The sequence below is a fragment of the Micrococcus sp. CH7 genome (genome assembly GCF_001595485.1).
Lineage (GTDB): Bacteria > Actinomycetota > Actinomycetes > Actinomycetales > Micrococcaceae > Micrococcus > Micrococcus luteus.
In genome coordinates this window covers 52,732-68,416 of record NZ_LOSQ01000007.1, presented here as the reverse complement: position 1 = coordinate 68,416, position 15,685 = coordinate 52,732, and the positions used below count along the sequence as shown (strand labels likewise).

Genomic DNA, 15,685 nt, shown 5'->3' with positions numbered 1-15,685 from the left:
AACCGACGCCCCGGACGCAAAGGACCCCCGTGTACCCCCTCGCCTCCTCCGCCCCTGACGGCCGCACCCCCGCCTCCCCGCGCTTCCCGGAGATCGAGCGCCGCATCCTGGCGTACTGGGACGAGGACGGCACCTTCCAGGCCTCGATCGACCAGCGTCCCGCCCGGAACGCGGACGGCTCGCAGAACGAGTTCGTCTTCTACGACGGACCGCCCTTCGCCAACGGCCTGCCGCACTACGGCCACCTGCTCACCGGGTACGTCAAGGACCTCGTGGCCCGCTACCAGACGCAGCAGGGCCGCCGCGTGGAGCGCCGCTTCGGCTGGGACACCCACGGCCTGCCCGCCGAGCTCGAGGCGATGAAGCAGCTGGGCATGACGGACAAGTCCGAGATCGAGGCCATGGGCATCGACACGTTCAACGACGCCTGCCGCTCCTCGGTCCTGAAGTACACGGACCAGTGGCAGGACTACGTGACCCGCCAGGCCCGCTGGGTCGACTTCGAGAACGACTACAAGACCCTCACCCCGGACTTCATGGAGTCCGTGATCTGGGCCTTCTCCGAGCTGCACCGCAAGGGCCTGACCTACCGCGGCTTCCGCGTCCTGCCCTACTGCTGGAACGACGAGACCCCGCTGTCCAACCACGAGCTGCGCATGGACGACGACGTCTACAAGATGCGTCAGGACCCCTCGGTCACCGTCACGTTCCCGATCACCGGCCTCCCGGCGGACCCCGCCCTCGTGCCCGACGGCGGCGCCGACGCGGCGCTCGCCGCGCACCTGGCCGGCGTCCACGTCCTGGCCTGGACCACCACGCCCTGGACGCTGCCGACCAACGCGGCCCTCGCCGTCGGCCCCCAGATCCAGTACGCCGTGGTGCCGGCCGGCCCCGAAGGCGCGACCGCGGACGGGGACCGCTTCCTCCTGGCCGTGGACCTCGTGGGCGCCCACGCCAAGGAGCTCGGCTACGCCGACGCCGACGCCGCCCGCGCCGCGGTCACCGAGACGATCCCCGGCGCCCGCCTCGGCGGCCTGGCCTACGCGCCGCTGTTCACGGACGTGTTCGACGCCCACCGCGGGGAGACCTTCACCGTCAACGGCCGTGACCTCGGCGTCGAGGGCGCCCACCGCATCCTCGTGGACGACTACGTCTCCACCGAGGACGGCACCGGCGTGGTCCACCAGGCGCCGGCCTACGGTGAGGACGATCAGCGCGTGTGCGAGGCCAACGGCATCCCCGTGCTGCTCTCCGTGGACTCCGGAGCCCGGTTCCTGCCGCTGTTCGCCCGCGAGGACGTCGGGCGCGGCGACCTGCGCGAGATCGCCGGCGTGCAGGTCTTCGAGGCCAACCGCACGATCATCCGCGCCCTGCGCGCCCTGGGCCGCGTGGCCCGCGAAGCCTCCTACGAGCACTCCTACCCGCACTGCTGGCGGTGCCGCACGCCCCTGATCTACCGCGCGGTGACGTCCTGGTACGTCAAGGTCACCCAGATCAAGGAGCGCATGCTCGAGCTGAACGAGGAGATCACCTGGATCCCCGGCAACGTGAAGCACGGGCAGTTCGGCACGTGGGTCGCCAACGCACGCGACTGGTCCATCTCCCGCAACCGGTACTGGGGCTCGCCCATCCCGGTGTGGGAGTCCGACCACCCCGACTTCCCCCGCCAGGAGGTCTACGGCTCGCTCGCGGAGATCGAGGAGGCCTTCGGCCGCCTGCCGCGCAACGCCGAGGGCGAGGTGGACCTGCACCGCCCGTGGGTGGACGACCTCACCCGCCCCCACCCGGACCCCGAGGCCGCCGCGGCCGGCGCGGTCATGCGCCGGGTCGAGGACGTGCTGGACGTCTGGTTCGACTCCGGCTCCATGCCGTACGCCCAGGTGCACTACCCGTTCGAGCGCGCGGACTGGTTCCCCACGCACAACCCGGCGGACTTCATCGTGGAGTACATCGGCCAGACGCGCGGCTGGTTCTACACCATGCACATCCTGGCGACCGCGCTGTTCGACCGGCCGGCGTTCTCCAACGTGATCTCGCATGGCATCGTGCTCGGCTCGGACGGGCAGAAGATGTCCAAGTCGCTGCGCAACTACCCGGACGTCACGGAGGTCCTGGACCGCGACGGCGCGGACGCCATGCGCTGGTTCCTCATGGCCAGCCCCATCCTGCGCGGCGGCAACCTGATCGTCACGGAGGAGGGCATCCGCGAGGGCGTGCGCCAGGTGCTGCTGCCGGCGTGGAACGCGTACCACTTCTTCACCCTGTACGCGAACACCGCGCACGACGGCGGCGCCCGCCCCGAGGGGTACCGCGCGCAGGAGCGGCACACCGCCGAGGATCCCCTGGACCAGTACATCCTGGCCGCCACGGGCCGCATGCTGCGGGAGGTCAAGGCCGGCCTGGACGCCTACGAGGTCTCGGACGCCACGGACGCACTGCGCGGCTTCATGGACACGCTGACCAACTGGTACATCCGCCGGTCCCGTGAGCGGTTCTTCGACGAGGACACCGTCGCCTTCGACGTCCTCTACACCGTCCTGGAGGCCTTCACCCGGGCCGCCGCGCCGCTGATGCCGCTGATCGCCGAGGAGATCTGGCGCGGTCTCACGGGCGGCCGCTCGGTCCACCTGACCGACTACCCGGACGCCGACCTGTTCCCCCACGGGCCCGAGGCGGACTCCCTCGTGGCCCGCATGGACGCGGTGCGCCGCATCAGCTCGGCCGGCTCGGCCCTGCGCAAGGGGGCCGGGCGCCGGGTGCGCCTGCCGCTGCCCCGCCTGTCCGTCGTCGTCCCGGACGCGGCGGGCCTCGAGGGCACCTACGCCCGCATCGTGGCGGACGAGCTGAACCTCAAGGACGTCGAGCTCACCGAGCTCTCGGAGGAGGCGATCGCCCGCTACGGCATCGGCACGGAGCTGAAGCTGAACTTCCGCGAGCTCGGCAAGGCGTTCGGCAGGCAGGTGCCGCTCGTGAAGCGGGCGGTCGACGCCGGCGCGTACGAGGAGACGGCCGAGGGCCTGGCGGTCACGCTCGCCGACGGCGAGACCGTGACCCTGGCCCCCGCGCTCTACGAGCTGCGCACCGTCTCCACCGGTGCCCCCGAGGGGACCGCGGTGGGCGTGCTGCCCGGCACCGCCGGCTTCCTCGTGCTGGACACCGAGGTCTCCGCGGAGCTGGCCGCCGAGGGCACCGCCCGGGACGTGGTCCGCGCCGTCCAGGCGGCCCGCAAGGACGCCGGCCTGGACGTCTCCGACCGCGTGCGCACGCGGATCGAGGGTCCCACCGCCGTCGTGGCGGCGCTCGAGGCCCGCCGCGGTCTCGTCGCGGAGGAGACCCTCACGGTGGACCTGGAGCTCGTGGACTCCGGCGCGGCCGACCCGCGCAAGGACCCGGCCGACGACGCCATGAAGACCGTGGCCGTCACCGTCGCGAAGGCGGACGCGTGATGCGCGGGGACGTCCCGGGCACGGTCGAGGAGGTCTACCGGGACCTGCTCGCCCGCGCCCCGGAGAACGCGATGCAGCCGCGGCTCGAGCCGATGCGGCGCGTGCTCGCGCTGCTCGGCGACCCGCAGCACGCGGCCCCGGTGATCCACCTGACCGGCACCAACGGCAAGACGTCCACGGCGCGGATGGTCGAGGCCGTCCTGCGCGCCTACGGGCTGCGCACCGGGCGCTACACCTCGCCGCATCTGCAGCGCGTCACGGAGCGGATCAGCATCGACGGCGCCCCGGTGGCCGACGAGACCTTCGTGCGCGTGTGGGGGGAGATCCTCCCGATCGTGCAGACCGTGGACGCGGAGCTCGAGGCCGCGGGCGAGGTCCCGCTGACGTACTTCGAGGCGGTCACCACGCTGGGCTTCGCGGTGTTCGCGGACGAGCCCGTGGAGGTCGTCGTCCTCGAGGTGGGCCTCGGTGGCGTGACGGACGCGACCAACGTCGCGGATGCCGTCGTCTCCGTGGTCACCCCCATCTCCCTGGACCACACGGACCTGCTGGGGGAGACCGAGGCCGAGATCGCCCAGGAGAAGGCCGGCATCATCAAGCCCGGCGGCGCCCTCGTCTCCGCCGCCCAGGAGCGCGACGCCGCCCAGGTGCTGCTCGAGGCGGCCCGGGCGGCCGACGTGCCGTTCCGCTTCGAGGGCGTCGAGTTCGGTGTGCTCGAGCGCTCCCTGGCCGTGGGCGGCCAGCAGGTGTCCGTGCGTGGCCTCGCGGCCGAGTACCGGGACCTGTTCCTGCCGCTGCTCGGGGAGCACCAGGCGCAGAACCTCGCGGTGGCCGTGGCGGCCCTGGAGATGTTCCTGGGCGGCGGCGAGCGACCGCTGGACGAGGAGCTGCTGCGCGAGGGGCTGTCCCAGGTCACCTCGCCCGGCCGGCTCGAGGTGCTGCGCACCGCCCCCACGCTCATCGTGGACGCCGCCCACAACCCGGACGGCGTGCGGGCCACGGCCCGCGCGGTGCAGGAGGCGTTCGGCTTCACCCGCCTCTCGCTGGTCGTCGGGATCCTCCAGGAGAAGGACGCGCCGGGCATGCTCGCGGCGCTCTACCGGGCGTTCGGCGACGACGTGGAGGACCTCGCGATGACGCAGTCCTCCTCGGCCCGCGCCATCCCGGCCGGGGAGCTGGCCCGCATGGCCGTCGACGCCGGCTGGCCCGAGGACGACGTGTACGCCACCGAGTCCGTGCCCGACGCCCTCGAGTGGGCGGTCGGCCGCGCGGAGGCCCTCGAGACGAGCGCGGACGAACTGGCCTCCGGCACCGGCGGCGGCGTGCTCGTGCTCGGCTCGATCACCCTGGCCGCCGAGGTCCGCACCCTCGTGGGCGAGCCCCGCCATGCCGGCCCCGTCACCGTGGCCGCCCGCGGCCTCGACCCCGCCGACCTGCTCGACGCCGTCGGGCTGGCGGACGCCGACGAGGACGACCTGGACCCGGAGATCCTCGAGCTGCTCGAGGACCGCGACGACGCCGGCGCCCGCCGCCGGCCGGAGGAGGACCGATGACCCCCGACCAGCCGCAGACCGGAGACGCCACGGAGCAGGGGCGCTTCGGCGACGAGTCCTGGCGCCCCGCGCGTGAGACGCGGTCCCAGCGGCAGTGGCGCCCCGGCACTCGTCGGCGTCGCCGCTCCGTGCGCGCCCTGTTCACCTCCACGATCCTCATGCTCGAGGCGGTGCTCATCTTCTTCCTCGGGCTCATGCTGTTCGGCATGCACCGGGACGAGCCGGGCGCCTGGTGGTTCGTGGCGGGCTACTCCGCGCTGGCCGTCGTCGCGGTGCTGACCTGCGCCCTGGTGCGCAAGCCCGTCGGCATCGCGATCGGCTGGGCGATCCAGGCCGTCCTGCTGGCCTCCGGCTTCTGGGAGTACTCGATGTTCGTGGTGGGGGCCCTCTTCGCGCTGACGTGGGCGTACGCCGTGATCAAGGGCGGTGCCATGGACGTCGAGAACGCCCAGCGCGACCGCCTCGAGGCCGCCTGGGAGGCCGAGCACGGACGCTGAGACCCGGGCCCCACTAGGGTGGGGCGGGAACCGGACCGCGCTCGCGGCCGCCCGACGACGCTAGGAGCACACCCCATGACGCACCACACCGAAGAGACCCTCGTCCTCATCAAGCCGGACGGGGTGGCCCGCAACCTGCTCGGCGAGATCCTCGCGCGCATCGAGCGGAAGGGCTACGTGATCGCCGATCTGAAGATGCTCACGCCCACCCGCGCCATGCTGGAGCGCCACTACGAGGAGCACCAGGGCAAGCCGTTCTTCGAGCCGCTGGTCGCGTTCATGGCCTCCGGCCCCGTCGTGGCCGCACGCGTCACGGGCGACTCGGTGATCGAGGGCTTCCGCTCGCTGGCCGGCAAGACCGACCCCACCGTGGCCGCCCCGGGCACCATCCGCGGCGACCTGGGCCGGGACTGGGGCGAGGCCGTCCAGAAGAACCTCGTCCACGGGTCGGACTCGACCCTCTCGGCCGAGCGCGAGCTCGCGATCTGGTTCGGCTGAGCCCGTTCCGGGCACGACGACGGCGGCCGGTCACCCTGGTGGGGTGGCCGGCCGCTGTCGTCGTGTCCGGTGAGGGAGCGCGGGCTCAGTCGATCCCGATGACCCCGAGGCCCAGTTCCAGCAGGATCGAGGCGAACACCAGGACGTAGAGGAGCACGATCACGGGCCAGGCCAGGTCCCGGGCGAGGCGGACGAGACCGGCCGGGGCCGGCAGCGTGCCGGTCTGCAGGTTCCGGGACGTCACGAGCACGAGCTGGGCGATGACCATGGCCCACACGATCATGCAGTAGAGGCAGAGGGTGCCGATGCTGTAGACGGCCGAGTACCAGAGCCACACGCAGAACGCGAAGCCCGCCAGGATCCCCGCGTTCATCAGCAGCCAGTACCAGCGGGCGAAGCGGGCGCCGGCGAGCAGGGACATCGCCACGGTGATGAGCACGGAGAACGCGACCACGCCGATGTACGTGTTCGGGAAGCCGAAGGTGTGGGCCTGCCACGACTGCATCACCTGGCCGCAGGACACCCACGGGTTGAGGTCGCAGGACGTGCGGTGCGTCGGGTCAGCGGTGAGGAGCGCGCGCTCGACGATGATGATGATGGTGGCCGTCAGCGCCACGAGCGAGGTGATCAGGAGCAGCGCCGCCGTGCCCGCGGGCCGGGCGTACCAGGTGAGCCGGGCCTCCTCGGCGGGGACGTCGTCGGCAGGGGAGAGGCGGACGTCGTCCGTCAGCGGGGTCGCAGGCATGGACACGATTCTAGGCGCGTGCCCGGGGCGGATGTGAGAGAATCGGCCCTGGCCGTCCCGTGGCCACACCGCGGGGCAGCCCGCTGCGCGCCCGACGTCGGGCCGCCGCCGAGGCGCCCCCGCGTCGAGCATCGTGCGGGAGGTGGACGCCGGGCTCCGCCCGTGCGCGTCCGTGCGCCGGCCGGCGGACGGCACGTGACGCCGAGGACCCGATCTCGAGGGCGCAGCGGTTCCGCGCCGGGCCCTGACGGTCGACGCGGTCCACCCGATGACTTCTCGGAGTCCGCCTCCCGGCGCACCCGCGGCGCACGGCGCCCGGGGCAACGCGGCCGGCGGCGGACGCGGACACGCCGGGCGGCGGCGAGTGTGGCGTCGTCGGTCGGCGGGAGGTGCTGCCATGGCGGCCAACAACGAGGACACGACCCGCGCAGACGAACGCGTGGAGGAGACGGCCGAGCAGGCCGTGACGCAGACCGCGGCGGACACCGCCGCCGGGGCGGTTCAGCCGGAGCGGACCCCCGCGTCCGACGACGCCGCGGACGCGCCCGAGGAGCCGAGCGCGCCGACGCTGCAGGTCGACCCGACCGACCCGTTCGCCGTGCCGGCGAACCTGATCGAGGTCCTGCGCACCGAGACCACGTCCCGGCAGCGCTCCGAGGACGAGGACGACCCGGAGACCTCCGGGCGTTCGCGCCGTCGTCGCCGCCCCTCGCGCGAGGATGGCCACGCGGAGGAGGGCGCCGCAGACGCGTCGGCGGACGCCGAGGACCGGGAGGACGCCGGAGAGTCCGAGGACCGGGCCGAGGGCGCCGTGGTCTCCCGGCGGCGCCGCCGACGCCGCCGCGGTGAGGTGGACATGGAGCTCGACGGCGGCGAGGCCGGCGATCCCGAGCACACCGTCACCCGCGTGCGCGCGCCGCGCCAGGCCGTCGGCACCGCCTCGGACACCGTCCAGAGCGTCAAGGGATCCACCCGGCTCGAGGCGAAGCGCCAGCGCCGCCGCGACTCCCGCTCGGGCGGGCGTCGCCGCACCGTGATCACCGAGGCCGAGTTCCTGGCCCGCCGCGAGGCCGTGGACCGCAAGATGCTGGTGCGCCAGCGCGACCAGCGCATCCAGATCGCCGTGCTCGAGGACGGCGTGCTGGCCGAGCACTTCGTCTCGCACACCACGCAGGACTCGATGATCGGCAACGTGTACCTGGGCAAGGTCCAGAACGTGCTGCCGTCCATGGAGGCCGCGTTCGTGGACATCGGCCGCGGACGCAACGCCGTGCTCTACGCGGGCGAGGTCAACTGGGACGCCGCCCGGCTGGACGGCAAGCCGAGGAAGATCGAGAACGCGCTCAAGTCCGGCGACACCGTGCTCGTCCAGGTCACCAAGGACCCGGTGGGCCACAAGGGCGCCCGCCTGACCAGCCAGGTCTCCCTGCCCGGCCGCTACCTCGTGTACGTGCCCGGAGGCTCGATGACCGGCATCTCCCGCAAGCTGCCGGACGTGGAGCGCTCGCGTCTGAAGAAGATCCTCAAGGACCACCTGCCGCAGGACGCCGGCGTGATCGTGCGCACCGCGGCCGAGGGCACCTCCGAGCAGGAGCTGCAGAACGACATCAACCGTCTGCGCGCCCAGTGGGAGGGCATCCAGGAGAAGGCGTCCGGCACCAAGGTGCTGGCCCCCGAGCTGCTCTACGCCGAGCCGGACCTGACCATCAAGACGGTCCGCGACGTCTTCAACGAGGACTTCTCCGCCATGCTCGTGCAGGGTGAGGCCACGTGGGACAACATCGAGGCCTACGTGACCTACGTGGCCCCGCACCTGCTGGACCGGCTGCACCACTGGGTGCCGGAGGACCACGACGGCGAGGACCTGTACGCCACCCACCGTGTGGACGAGCAGCTCCACAAGGCGCTCGAGCGCAAGGTGTACCTGCCCTCCGGCGGCTCGCTCGTGATCGACCGCACCGAGGCCATGACCGTGGTGGACGTGAACACCGGCAAGTTCACGGGCTCCGGCGGCAACCTCGAGGAGACCGTCACCAAGAACAACCTCGAGGCCGCCGAGGAGATCGTCCGGCAGCTGCGCCTGCGGGACATCGGCGGCATCATCGTCATCGACTTCATCGACATGGTGCTCGAGGCCAACCGCGACCTCGTGCTGCGCCGTCTCGTGGAGTGCCTGGGCCGGGACCGCACGAAGCACCAGGTCGCCGAGGTGACCTCGCTCGGCCTGGTCCAGATGACCCGCAAGCGCATGGGCACCGGGCTCGTGGAGGTGTTCTCGGAGACCTGCGAGCACTGCGCCGGCCGCGGCATCCTCATCCAGGACACGCCCGTCGAGCGGGGCCGCTCCGGCGGTGAGCAGCGCGGCGAGGCGGAGGGCCGCCGTCGTCGCCGGCGCCGGGGCAACGGGGAGGGCGAGCACGCCCACGCCGCCGCGGCCACGACGACGGGCGCCGAGCACGCCGACTCCGAGGACGAGCGGCAGCGCCGTGAGCGGGCCGAGGCCGCCCGGGTCGCCCTGCACTCGATCGCGAAGGCCTCCGGCAAGGTGGCCGAGGACGAGACCCCCGCGCAGGAGTCCGCCCCCGCCGAGCAGGCGGCGGACGTCGCCGAGGACCAGGCGGCCGAGGCCGTCGAGGCCGCGTCGGCCGGGCCCGCGGAGGCCGGGCAGCCGGCCGGGGCGGACGAGGAGGAGACGCCGCGTCGCCGGCGCCGTCGGGGCCGCCGGCGCAGCCGGGGCCGCGCTGAGGAGTCGGGGGACACCGGCGCCGAGGATGCCGGCTCCGAGGATGCCGCGCGGTCGCACGACGACGGCCCCGCCGAGTCCGCCGGTCAGACCCGTCAGACCGAGGAGGAGGTCGCCGAGCCGGCCGCCGCCGAGGTCCCCGAGCACCAGGACCCGGTCGCGCAGGCCGAGGAGGCCGAGTCCCCGGAAGACGCGGCTGAGCAGGGCGACCGTCCCCGCCGGTCCCGGCGTCGCCGGGGTGGCCGCGGGCGGTCTCGCCGAGGCGGCGAGGCGGCCTCGACCGAGGCCGACGCCGACGCCGAGGACCACGGTGCGGAGCGCGCGACGCCGTCGCGGCACGACGCCGCGGACGCCGAGTCCTCGGCGGCCGCGCCCGCGGAGGACGCATCGGAGCCGGTGCCCGCGGAGGACGCCCCGGCGCCCGTGCCCGCCGAGGATGCCCCGGCGCCCCGGCGCCGCCGGTCCCGCCGGGCCTCGAGCGACGGTGTCGTCCGTCCGGGCGCCGGTACGGACGCGTCCACTGCGCGGGCGGCCGACCGCACGGACGCGGCTCCGGTGGAGGCCACCGAGCCCTCGCCCGAGGAGTCCACGGACGCCACCGAGGTCCACGCGCAGCCCGCCGCCCCGGCCGCCGTCGAGGAGGCCGTGATGGTGGAGCCTGCGGCGACCGAGCCGACGGCGGAGCCCACGGCGGACGCGGAGCAGGCGTCCGCCGCGGACGCCCCGACCGAGGCCCAGGCGGCCCCGGCGCCCGGATCGCCGCGCCGGCGCTCGCGTCGTGCCGTGTCGTCCGACGGCGTCCACGTCCAGGTCCAGGCCGCGCCCGGCGGCGCCCAGGGCGGCCGCTTCACGGCGGCCGTGGCCGAGGCGTCCACCCCCGCCGAGCCGCAGGGTGCCGCCCCGGTGATGCTCGGCGTCGGCGTGAAGGCCGCCGACTTGGCCCGTCGCGGCCGCTGACCGTCGTCGGTGCCGCCGCCCCGGGCCTGCCCCGGGCGGCGGCGACGCGCCGACACGCCTCTGTTTGGTCCGGATGCCCGGCAGCGAGTATGCTGGACCATCGGTGTTCACCGCCCGCACGCTCCCGCATGTCCCGGTGAGGGACCGCCGGACCCGGACGCAGCCGCGGTCGAGGTGCGGGCGAGCAGAACCCGATCTGATCCATTGAAACGTCGAGAGAAGTGAGTCCCAAGTGGTGTACGCGATTGTCCGCGCTGGCGGCCGCCAGGAGAAGGTTTCCGTCGGAGACCTCGTTACCCTTGACCGCGTTCCCGCTGAGACCGGTGGCTCCGTCGAGCTGCCCGCTCTGATGCTGGTGGACGGGGACGAGGTCAAGGCTGGCGCCGATGCCGCCGGTGTGAAGGTGACCGCCGAGGTCGTCTCCCACTCCCGTGGCAAGAAGGTCGTCATCATGAAGTACAAGAACAAGACCGGCTACAAGAAGCGCCAGGGCCACCGCTCTGAGCTGTCCACGGTCAAGATCACCGGGATCGCCTGAGCCGTCACCGGCACCGGCGAAACCGAGCATCCGAGAGGTTAGGCAACAGCAATGGCACATAAGAAGGCCGGCAGTTCCTCGAAGAACGGCCGCGATTCGAACCCGCAGTACCTCGGCGTCAAGCGCTACGGCGGCGAGGACGTCAACGCCGGCGAGATCATCGTCCGCCAGCGTGGCACCAAGTTCCACCCGGGCCGCAACGTCGGCCGGGGCAAGGACGACACCCTCTTCGCGCTGTCCGCGGGCTCCGTGGCCTTTGGCCAGCGCCGCGGCCGCAAGGTCGTGGACATCGTCCCCGCCGCGGAGTGATCTGACACTCGTGCGGTCTGCGTGCGGACCCTCGCCCGGCGAGGACACCCGCACCCCCTGACGCCCCGGCGGGGGCGGGCCCGGCATCCACCGGACCCGCCCCCGCCGTCGGCGTCTCCGGCCCCTGGGCCGTCTGAGTCCGATCCCTCCAGCCCCTAGGAGCACTCCCATGGCAGCCTTCGTGGACCGCGTGGTCCTCCACCTCACCGCCGGCAACGGCGGGCACGGGTGCGTCTCCGTGCATCGCGAGAAGTTCAAGCCCCTGGGTGGCCCCGACGGCGGCGACGGGGGCGACGGCGGCGACATCACCCTCGTGGTGGACTCGCAGACCACCACGCTGCTGGACTACCACCACGCCCCGCACCGGTCCGCTGAGAACGGCCAGCCGGGCATGGGCGACCACCGCGAGGGCAAGAACGGCCAGTCGCTCGTGCTGCCCGTGCCGGACGGCACGGTGGTCAAGGATGAGCAGGGCAACATCGTGGCCGATCTCGTGGGGGAGGGCGCGACCTACGTCGCCGCCGCCGGCGGTCAGGGCGGCCTCGGCAACGCGGCTCTGGCCTCCGTGAAGCGCAAGGCGCCCGGCTTCGCGCTGCTCGGCCTGCCGGGGGAGAGCCGGGACCTGACGCTCGAGATCAAGACCGTGGCGGACGTCGCGCTCGTGGGCTTCCCCTCGGCCGGCAAGTCCTCCCTCATCGCTGCCCTGTCTGCGGCCCGTCCCAAGATCGCGGACTACCCGTTCACCACGCTCGTGCCCAACCTCGGGGTCGTGCAGGCCGGCGACGTGCGCTTCACCGTGGCCGACGTCCCGGGCCTGATCCCCGGTGCCTCGGAGGGCCGCGGCCTCGGCCTGGAGTTCCTGCGCCACGTCGAGCGCTGCGCCGCGCTCGTGCACGTCCTCGACTGCGGCAGCCTCGAGTCCGACCGCGACCCGATCGCCGACTTCGAGGCCATCGAGGCCGAGCTCGAGGCCTACGCGGTGGAGCCCGTCTTCTCCCAGGGCGGGGAGGGCGTCGTACCGCTGAACGAGCGGCCCCGCCTCATCGCCCTGAACAAGACCGACCTGCCCGACGGCGCCGCGATGGCGGACATGGTCCGCGACGAGCTCGAGGGCCGTGGCCTGCGGGTCTTCGACATCTCCGCGCTGGCCCGCGAGGGCCTGGACGCCCTCAAGTACGCCATGGCCGAGCTCGTGGCGGAGGCCCGTTCCCGGGTGGTCGAGCCCGCGCCGGCCGCGCCCGTCGAGGTGCCGCGCCGGCATCGCCGCCGTGGCGAGCGGGCCGAATTCACGATCCGCCGCGAGGAACGCAACCTCGAGCCGCTGTTCCGCGTGCGCGGCGAGAAGCCCGAGCGGTGGGTCGCCCAGACGGACTTCCAGAACGACGAGGCGATCGGCTACCTTGCGGACCGGCTCCAGCGGGCCGGCGTCGAGGACGGCCTGTTCAAGGCCGGTGCGAGGCCGGGCGACGCCGTCGTGATCGGCGACGACGTCACGGGCGTCGTCTTCGACTGGGAGCCCACGCTGTCCGCGGGAGCCGAGCTGCTCGCCGGGCCCCGTGGCACCGACCTGCGGCTCGACGAGCGCACCCGCGCGACCCGCGCGGAGAAGCGCGCCGAGCAGGATGCCCGCCGGGCCGCCCGTGCGGCGACCCGGGCCGAGATGGAGGCCGAGCGACGCTCCGGCCTGTGGACCGACACCGACGATCGAGAGGGATGATCCATGTCCGTGCGGCGCACCGTCGTCACCCGCTATCCGACCCCCGCCACGCGCGGCTCTGAGGACCCGCAGGCCAACCCCGTGACCTCGCGGGAGACGATGCAGGCCGCACGCCGAGTGGTCGTGAAGATCGGCTCGTCCTCGTTGACCACCCCGGACGGCCTGGACGTGGCGGCCATCGACCGGTTCGTGGACGTCCTCGCCGCCGAGCGGCAGAAGGGCACCCAGGTGGTGCTCGTGTCCTCCGGTGCCGTCGCGGCCGGCTTCCCCCACCTCGGGCTGGGCCGACGCCCCAAGGACACCGCCACCCAGCAGGCCTCGGCGGCGGTCGGCCAGAGCAAGCTCATGGCGCACTACACCACGAGCTTCGGCCGGCACGACACCGAGGTGGCCCAGGTGCTGCTGACCGCCGAGGAGCTCATGCGGCGCACCCAGTACACGAACGCGCACCGGGCCCTGTCGCGGCTGCTCACGCTCGACGTGATGCCGATCGTGAACGAGAACGACGCCGTGGCCACGCGCGAGATCCGCTTCGGCGACAACGACCGCCTCGCGGCCCTCACCGCCAACCTCTGCAAGGCGGACCTGCTGGTCCTGCTCTCGGACGTGGACGCCCTCTACACGGGCCACCCCTCGAACCCGGACGCGCGGCGCATCCCGGAGGTCACCTCGGACGACGATCTGGCCGGCGTCGACGTGCGTGTGCCCGGTTCCGCGGGCGTGGGCACGGGCGGCATGGTGACCAAGGTGGACGCGGCCGGCATCGCGGCCACCACCGGCATCCCGACCCTGCTCACCTCGGCCGCGAACGCGGGCGCCGCGTTCGCGGGGGAGGACGTGGGCACGTGGTTCTCCGCCACCGGCCGCCGCCGGTCCGCGCGCGCGGCGTGGCTCGGCCTCACGGCGGAGGTCCGGGGCCGGCTCGTCATCGACGACGGCGCGGTGGCCGGGGCGATCGACCGCGGCCGCTCCCTGCTGGCCGCGGGCATCACCGGCTGCACGGGCGACTTCACGCCGGGCGACGTCGTCGAGATCGTGGACGCGCACGGCCGGGTGCGGGCGCGCGGCCTCGTGCAGTACTCCTCGTCGCAGCTGCCCGCCATGCTCGGGCGGACGACCGCCGACCTCCGCGAGGACCTGGGCGCGGGCTACGACGGCGTCGTCGTGCACGCCGACGACTGGGTGCGCCTGGCTCCGCCGCAGCGCTGACCGGCACGGGCTCCGGCCGCGGCGACGGACCGGGGCCTCGTGCCTCGTCCGGGGCGCTCGATAGGCTGGGGGCATGCAGACCACCGAGAGCACCGCACCCCAGGATCAGTCCGGCCGCCAGGACGCCGAGGCGCCGACGCCCGAGGTCGAGGAGGCCGTCCGCCAACGGGCCGAGTGGGCGCGTCAGGCCGTGCCCGAGCTGGCCACCGCCGGCCGCGTCCGCAAGGACGCCGTCCTGCGCCACATGGCCGAGGCCCTGCGCGCCAACGCGGCCGCGATCATCACGGCCAACCGCGAGGACCGCAGCCGCGGCCGCGAGGCCGGCACCTCGGCGGCCATGCTGGACCGCCTCAAGCTGGACGAGGCGCGCGTCGAGGCGCTGGCCCTCGCCCTGGAGACCCTGGCCGGCCTGCCGGACCCCGTGGGCACCGTGGTCCGCGGCGGTCCGCTGCCCAACGGTGTGCGGATGAGCCAGGTGCGGGTGCCCCTGGGCGTCGTGGGCGCCGTGTACGAGGCCCGTCCGAACGTCACGGTGGACATCGCCGGCATCGCCCTGAAGTCGGGCAACGGCGTGATCCTGCGCGGCGGCTCGGCCGCGGAGTCCACCAACGCGGTCCTGATCCAGGTGCTCCGCGAGGCGCTCGTGGACCAGGGCTTCGACCCCAACATCATCCAGGGCATCGACGATCTCGGACGTCCCGGCGTCGCCGCGCTGATGGCCGCCCGTGGCGCCGTGGACGTCCTCGTCCCGCGCGGCGGCCGTGAGCTGATCCAGCGCGTGGTCCGTGAGGCCCGGGTGCCCGTGATCGAGACGGGTGAGGGCAACGTGCATCTGTATGTGGAGGCCTCCGCACCCAAGCAGATGGCGGTGGACATCGCGCTGAACTCGAAGACCCACCGCACCTCCGTGTGCAATGCGGCCGAGACCCTGCTGCTCCACCGGGACGCGGAGGAGGCGGGCCGCGAAGTGCTGCGCGCCCTCACCCGTGCCGGCGTGCTGCTGCACGTGGACGAGGCCGCGCGGGCCTGGCTGCCCACGCTCGCCGACCGCGGCGACCACGCCCGGGACGCCGTGGACGCCACGGAGGAGGACTGGGGCACCGAGTACCTGGACATGGAGATGGCCGTGCGCGTCGTGGACTCCCTCGACCAGGCGATCGAGCACATCGGCCGGTGGTCCACGGGCCACACCGAGGCCATCGTCACGAACGACCTGGCCGCGGCCGAGCGGTTCATCACCGAGGTGGACGCCGCGGCCGTCATCGTGAACGCGTCCACGCGCTTCACCGACGGCGGCGAGCTCGGCCTCGGCGCCGAAGTGGGCATCTCCACCCAGAAGATGCACGCCCGCGGGCCCATGGGCCTGGAGGAGCTCACGACCACCAAGTGGATCCTGCGCGGCGACGGGCAGATCCGCCGCTGAGCCGGGCTACGATGGACACCAGGACCCCTTCGGCCCGGCCCCGGCCCGGC

At 73.6% G+C, this 15,685-nt stretch carries 11 protein-coding genes and 1 pseudogene; 10 read left to right on the top strand and 2 right to left on the bottom strand.

What is annotated here, in order from left to right:
• Positions 1–29: 29 nt before the first annotated feature.
• Positions 30–3,446: an isoleucine--tRNA ligase gene (gene ileS / locus AUV08_RS03150; protein WP_061867762.1), complete on the top strand. Its 3,417-nt coding sequence runs from the start codon at positions 30–32 to the stop codon at positions 3,444–3,446.
• Positions 3,446–4,999: a folylpolyglutamate synthase/dihydrofolate synthase family protein gene (locus tag AUV08_RS03145; RefSeq protein ID WP_061867761.1), complete on the top strand. Its 1,554-nt coding sequence runs from the start codon at positions 3,446–3,448 to the stop codon at positions 4,997–4,999. Before ileS ends, AUV08_RS03145 begins: the two co-directional genes overlap by 1 nt.
• A 115-nt stretch (positions 5,000–5,114) precedes the next feature.
• Here the strand turns inward: AUV08_RS03145 and AUV08_RS12380 are convergent.
• Positions 5,115–5,159 (bottom strand): annotated as a pseudogene (locus AUV08_RS12380) (hypothetical protein); the annotation flags it as partial.
• Here AUV08_RS12380 and AUV08_RS03140 point away from each other — a divergent pair.
• Positions 5,152–5,496, top strand: a complete 345-nt coding sequence (locus AUV08_RS03140) for a DUF4233 domain-containing protein (protein ID WP_354436019.1) — start codon at positions 5,152–5,154, stop codon at positions 5,494–5,496. The pseudogene AUV08_RS12380 and the gene AUV08_RS03140 overlap by 8 nt on opposite strands.
• 75 nt (positions 5,497–5,571) lie before the next feature.
• Entirely contained in the window at positions 5,572–5,994 is a 423-nt protein-coding gene (gene ndk, locus AUV08_RS03135) for a nucleoside-diphosphate kinase (RefSeq protein WP_061867759.1), read from the top strand.
• Between the two features lie 85 nt (positions 5,995–6,079).
• Here ndk and AUV08_RS03130 read toward each other — a convergent pair whose 3' ends face one another.
• Positions 6,080–6,739 (bottom strand): vitamin K epoxide reductase family protein, encoded by a 660-nt coding sequence (locus AUV08_RS03130; RefSeq protein ID WP_061867758.1) that lies wholly within the window; start codon positions 6,737–6,739, stop codon positions 6,080–6,082.
• A 397-nt stretch (positions 6,740–7,136) separates the two neighbouring features.
• On the opposite strand from AUV08_RS03130, the gene AUV08_RS03125 reads away from it, so the two are divergent.
• From AUV08_RS03125 to AUV08_RS03100, 6 genes are all read left to right on the top strand, one after another.
• Entirely contained in the window at positions 7,137–10,439 is a 3,303-nt protein-coding gene (locus AUV08_RS03125; RefSeq protein WP_231862125.1) for an Rne/Rng family ribonuclease, read from the top strand.
• Between the two features lie 232 nt (positions 10,440–10,671).
• Complete coding sequence (gene rplU, locus AUV08_RS03120) at positions 10,672–10,977, top strand: 50S ribosomal protein L21 (RefSeq protein WP_002853919.1); 306 nt, start codon at positions 10,672–10,674, stop codon at positions 10,975–10,977.
• A gap of 51 nt (positions 10,978–11,028) precedes the next feature.
• The gene (gene rpmA / locus AUV08_RS03115) at positions 11,029–11,286 is read left to right on the top strand and encodes a 50S ribosomal protein L27 (RefSeq protein ID WP_002853915.1); all 258 of its coding nucleotides are present in this window, start codon (positions 11,029–11,031) and stop codon (positions 11,284–11,286) included.
• Positions 11,287–11,455: 169 nt separating this feature from the next.
• Positions 11,456–13,003: a GTPase ObgE gene (gene obgE, locus AUV08_RS03110; RefSeq protein ID WP_020622077.1), complete on the top strand. Its 1,548-nt coding sequence runs from the start codon at positions 11,456–11,458 to the stop codon at positions 13,001–13,003.
• 3 nt (positions 13,004–13,006) lie between these two features.
• Positions 13,007–14,212 (top strand): glutamate 5-kinase, encoded by a 1,206-nt coding sequence (gene proB / locus AUV08_RS03105; protein WP_061867756.1) that lies wholly within the window; start codon positions 13,007–13,009, stop codon positions 14,210–14,212.
• 73 nt (positions 14,213–14,285) lie between these two features.
• A complete protein-coding gene (locus AUV08_RS03100; protein WP_061873096.1) occupies positions 14,286–15,635 on the top strand; it encodes a glutamate-5-semialdehyde dehydrogenase in 1,350 nt (449 codons plus the stop codon).
• Positions 15,636–15,685: the final 50 nt, after the last annotated feature.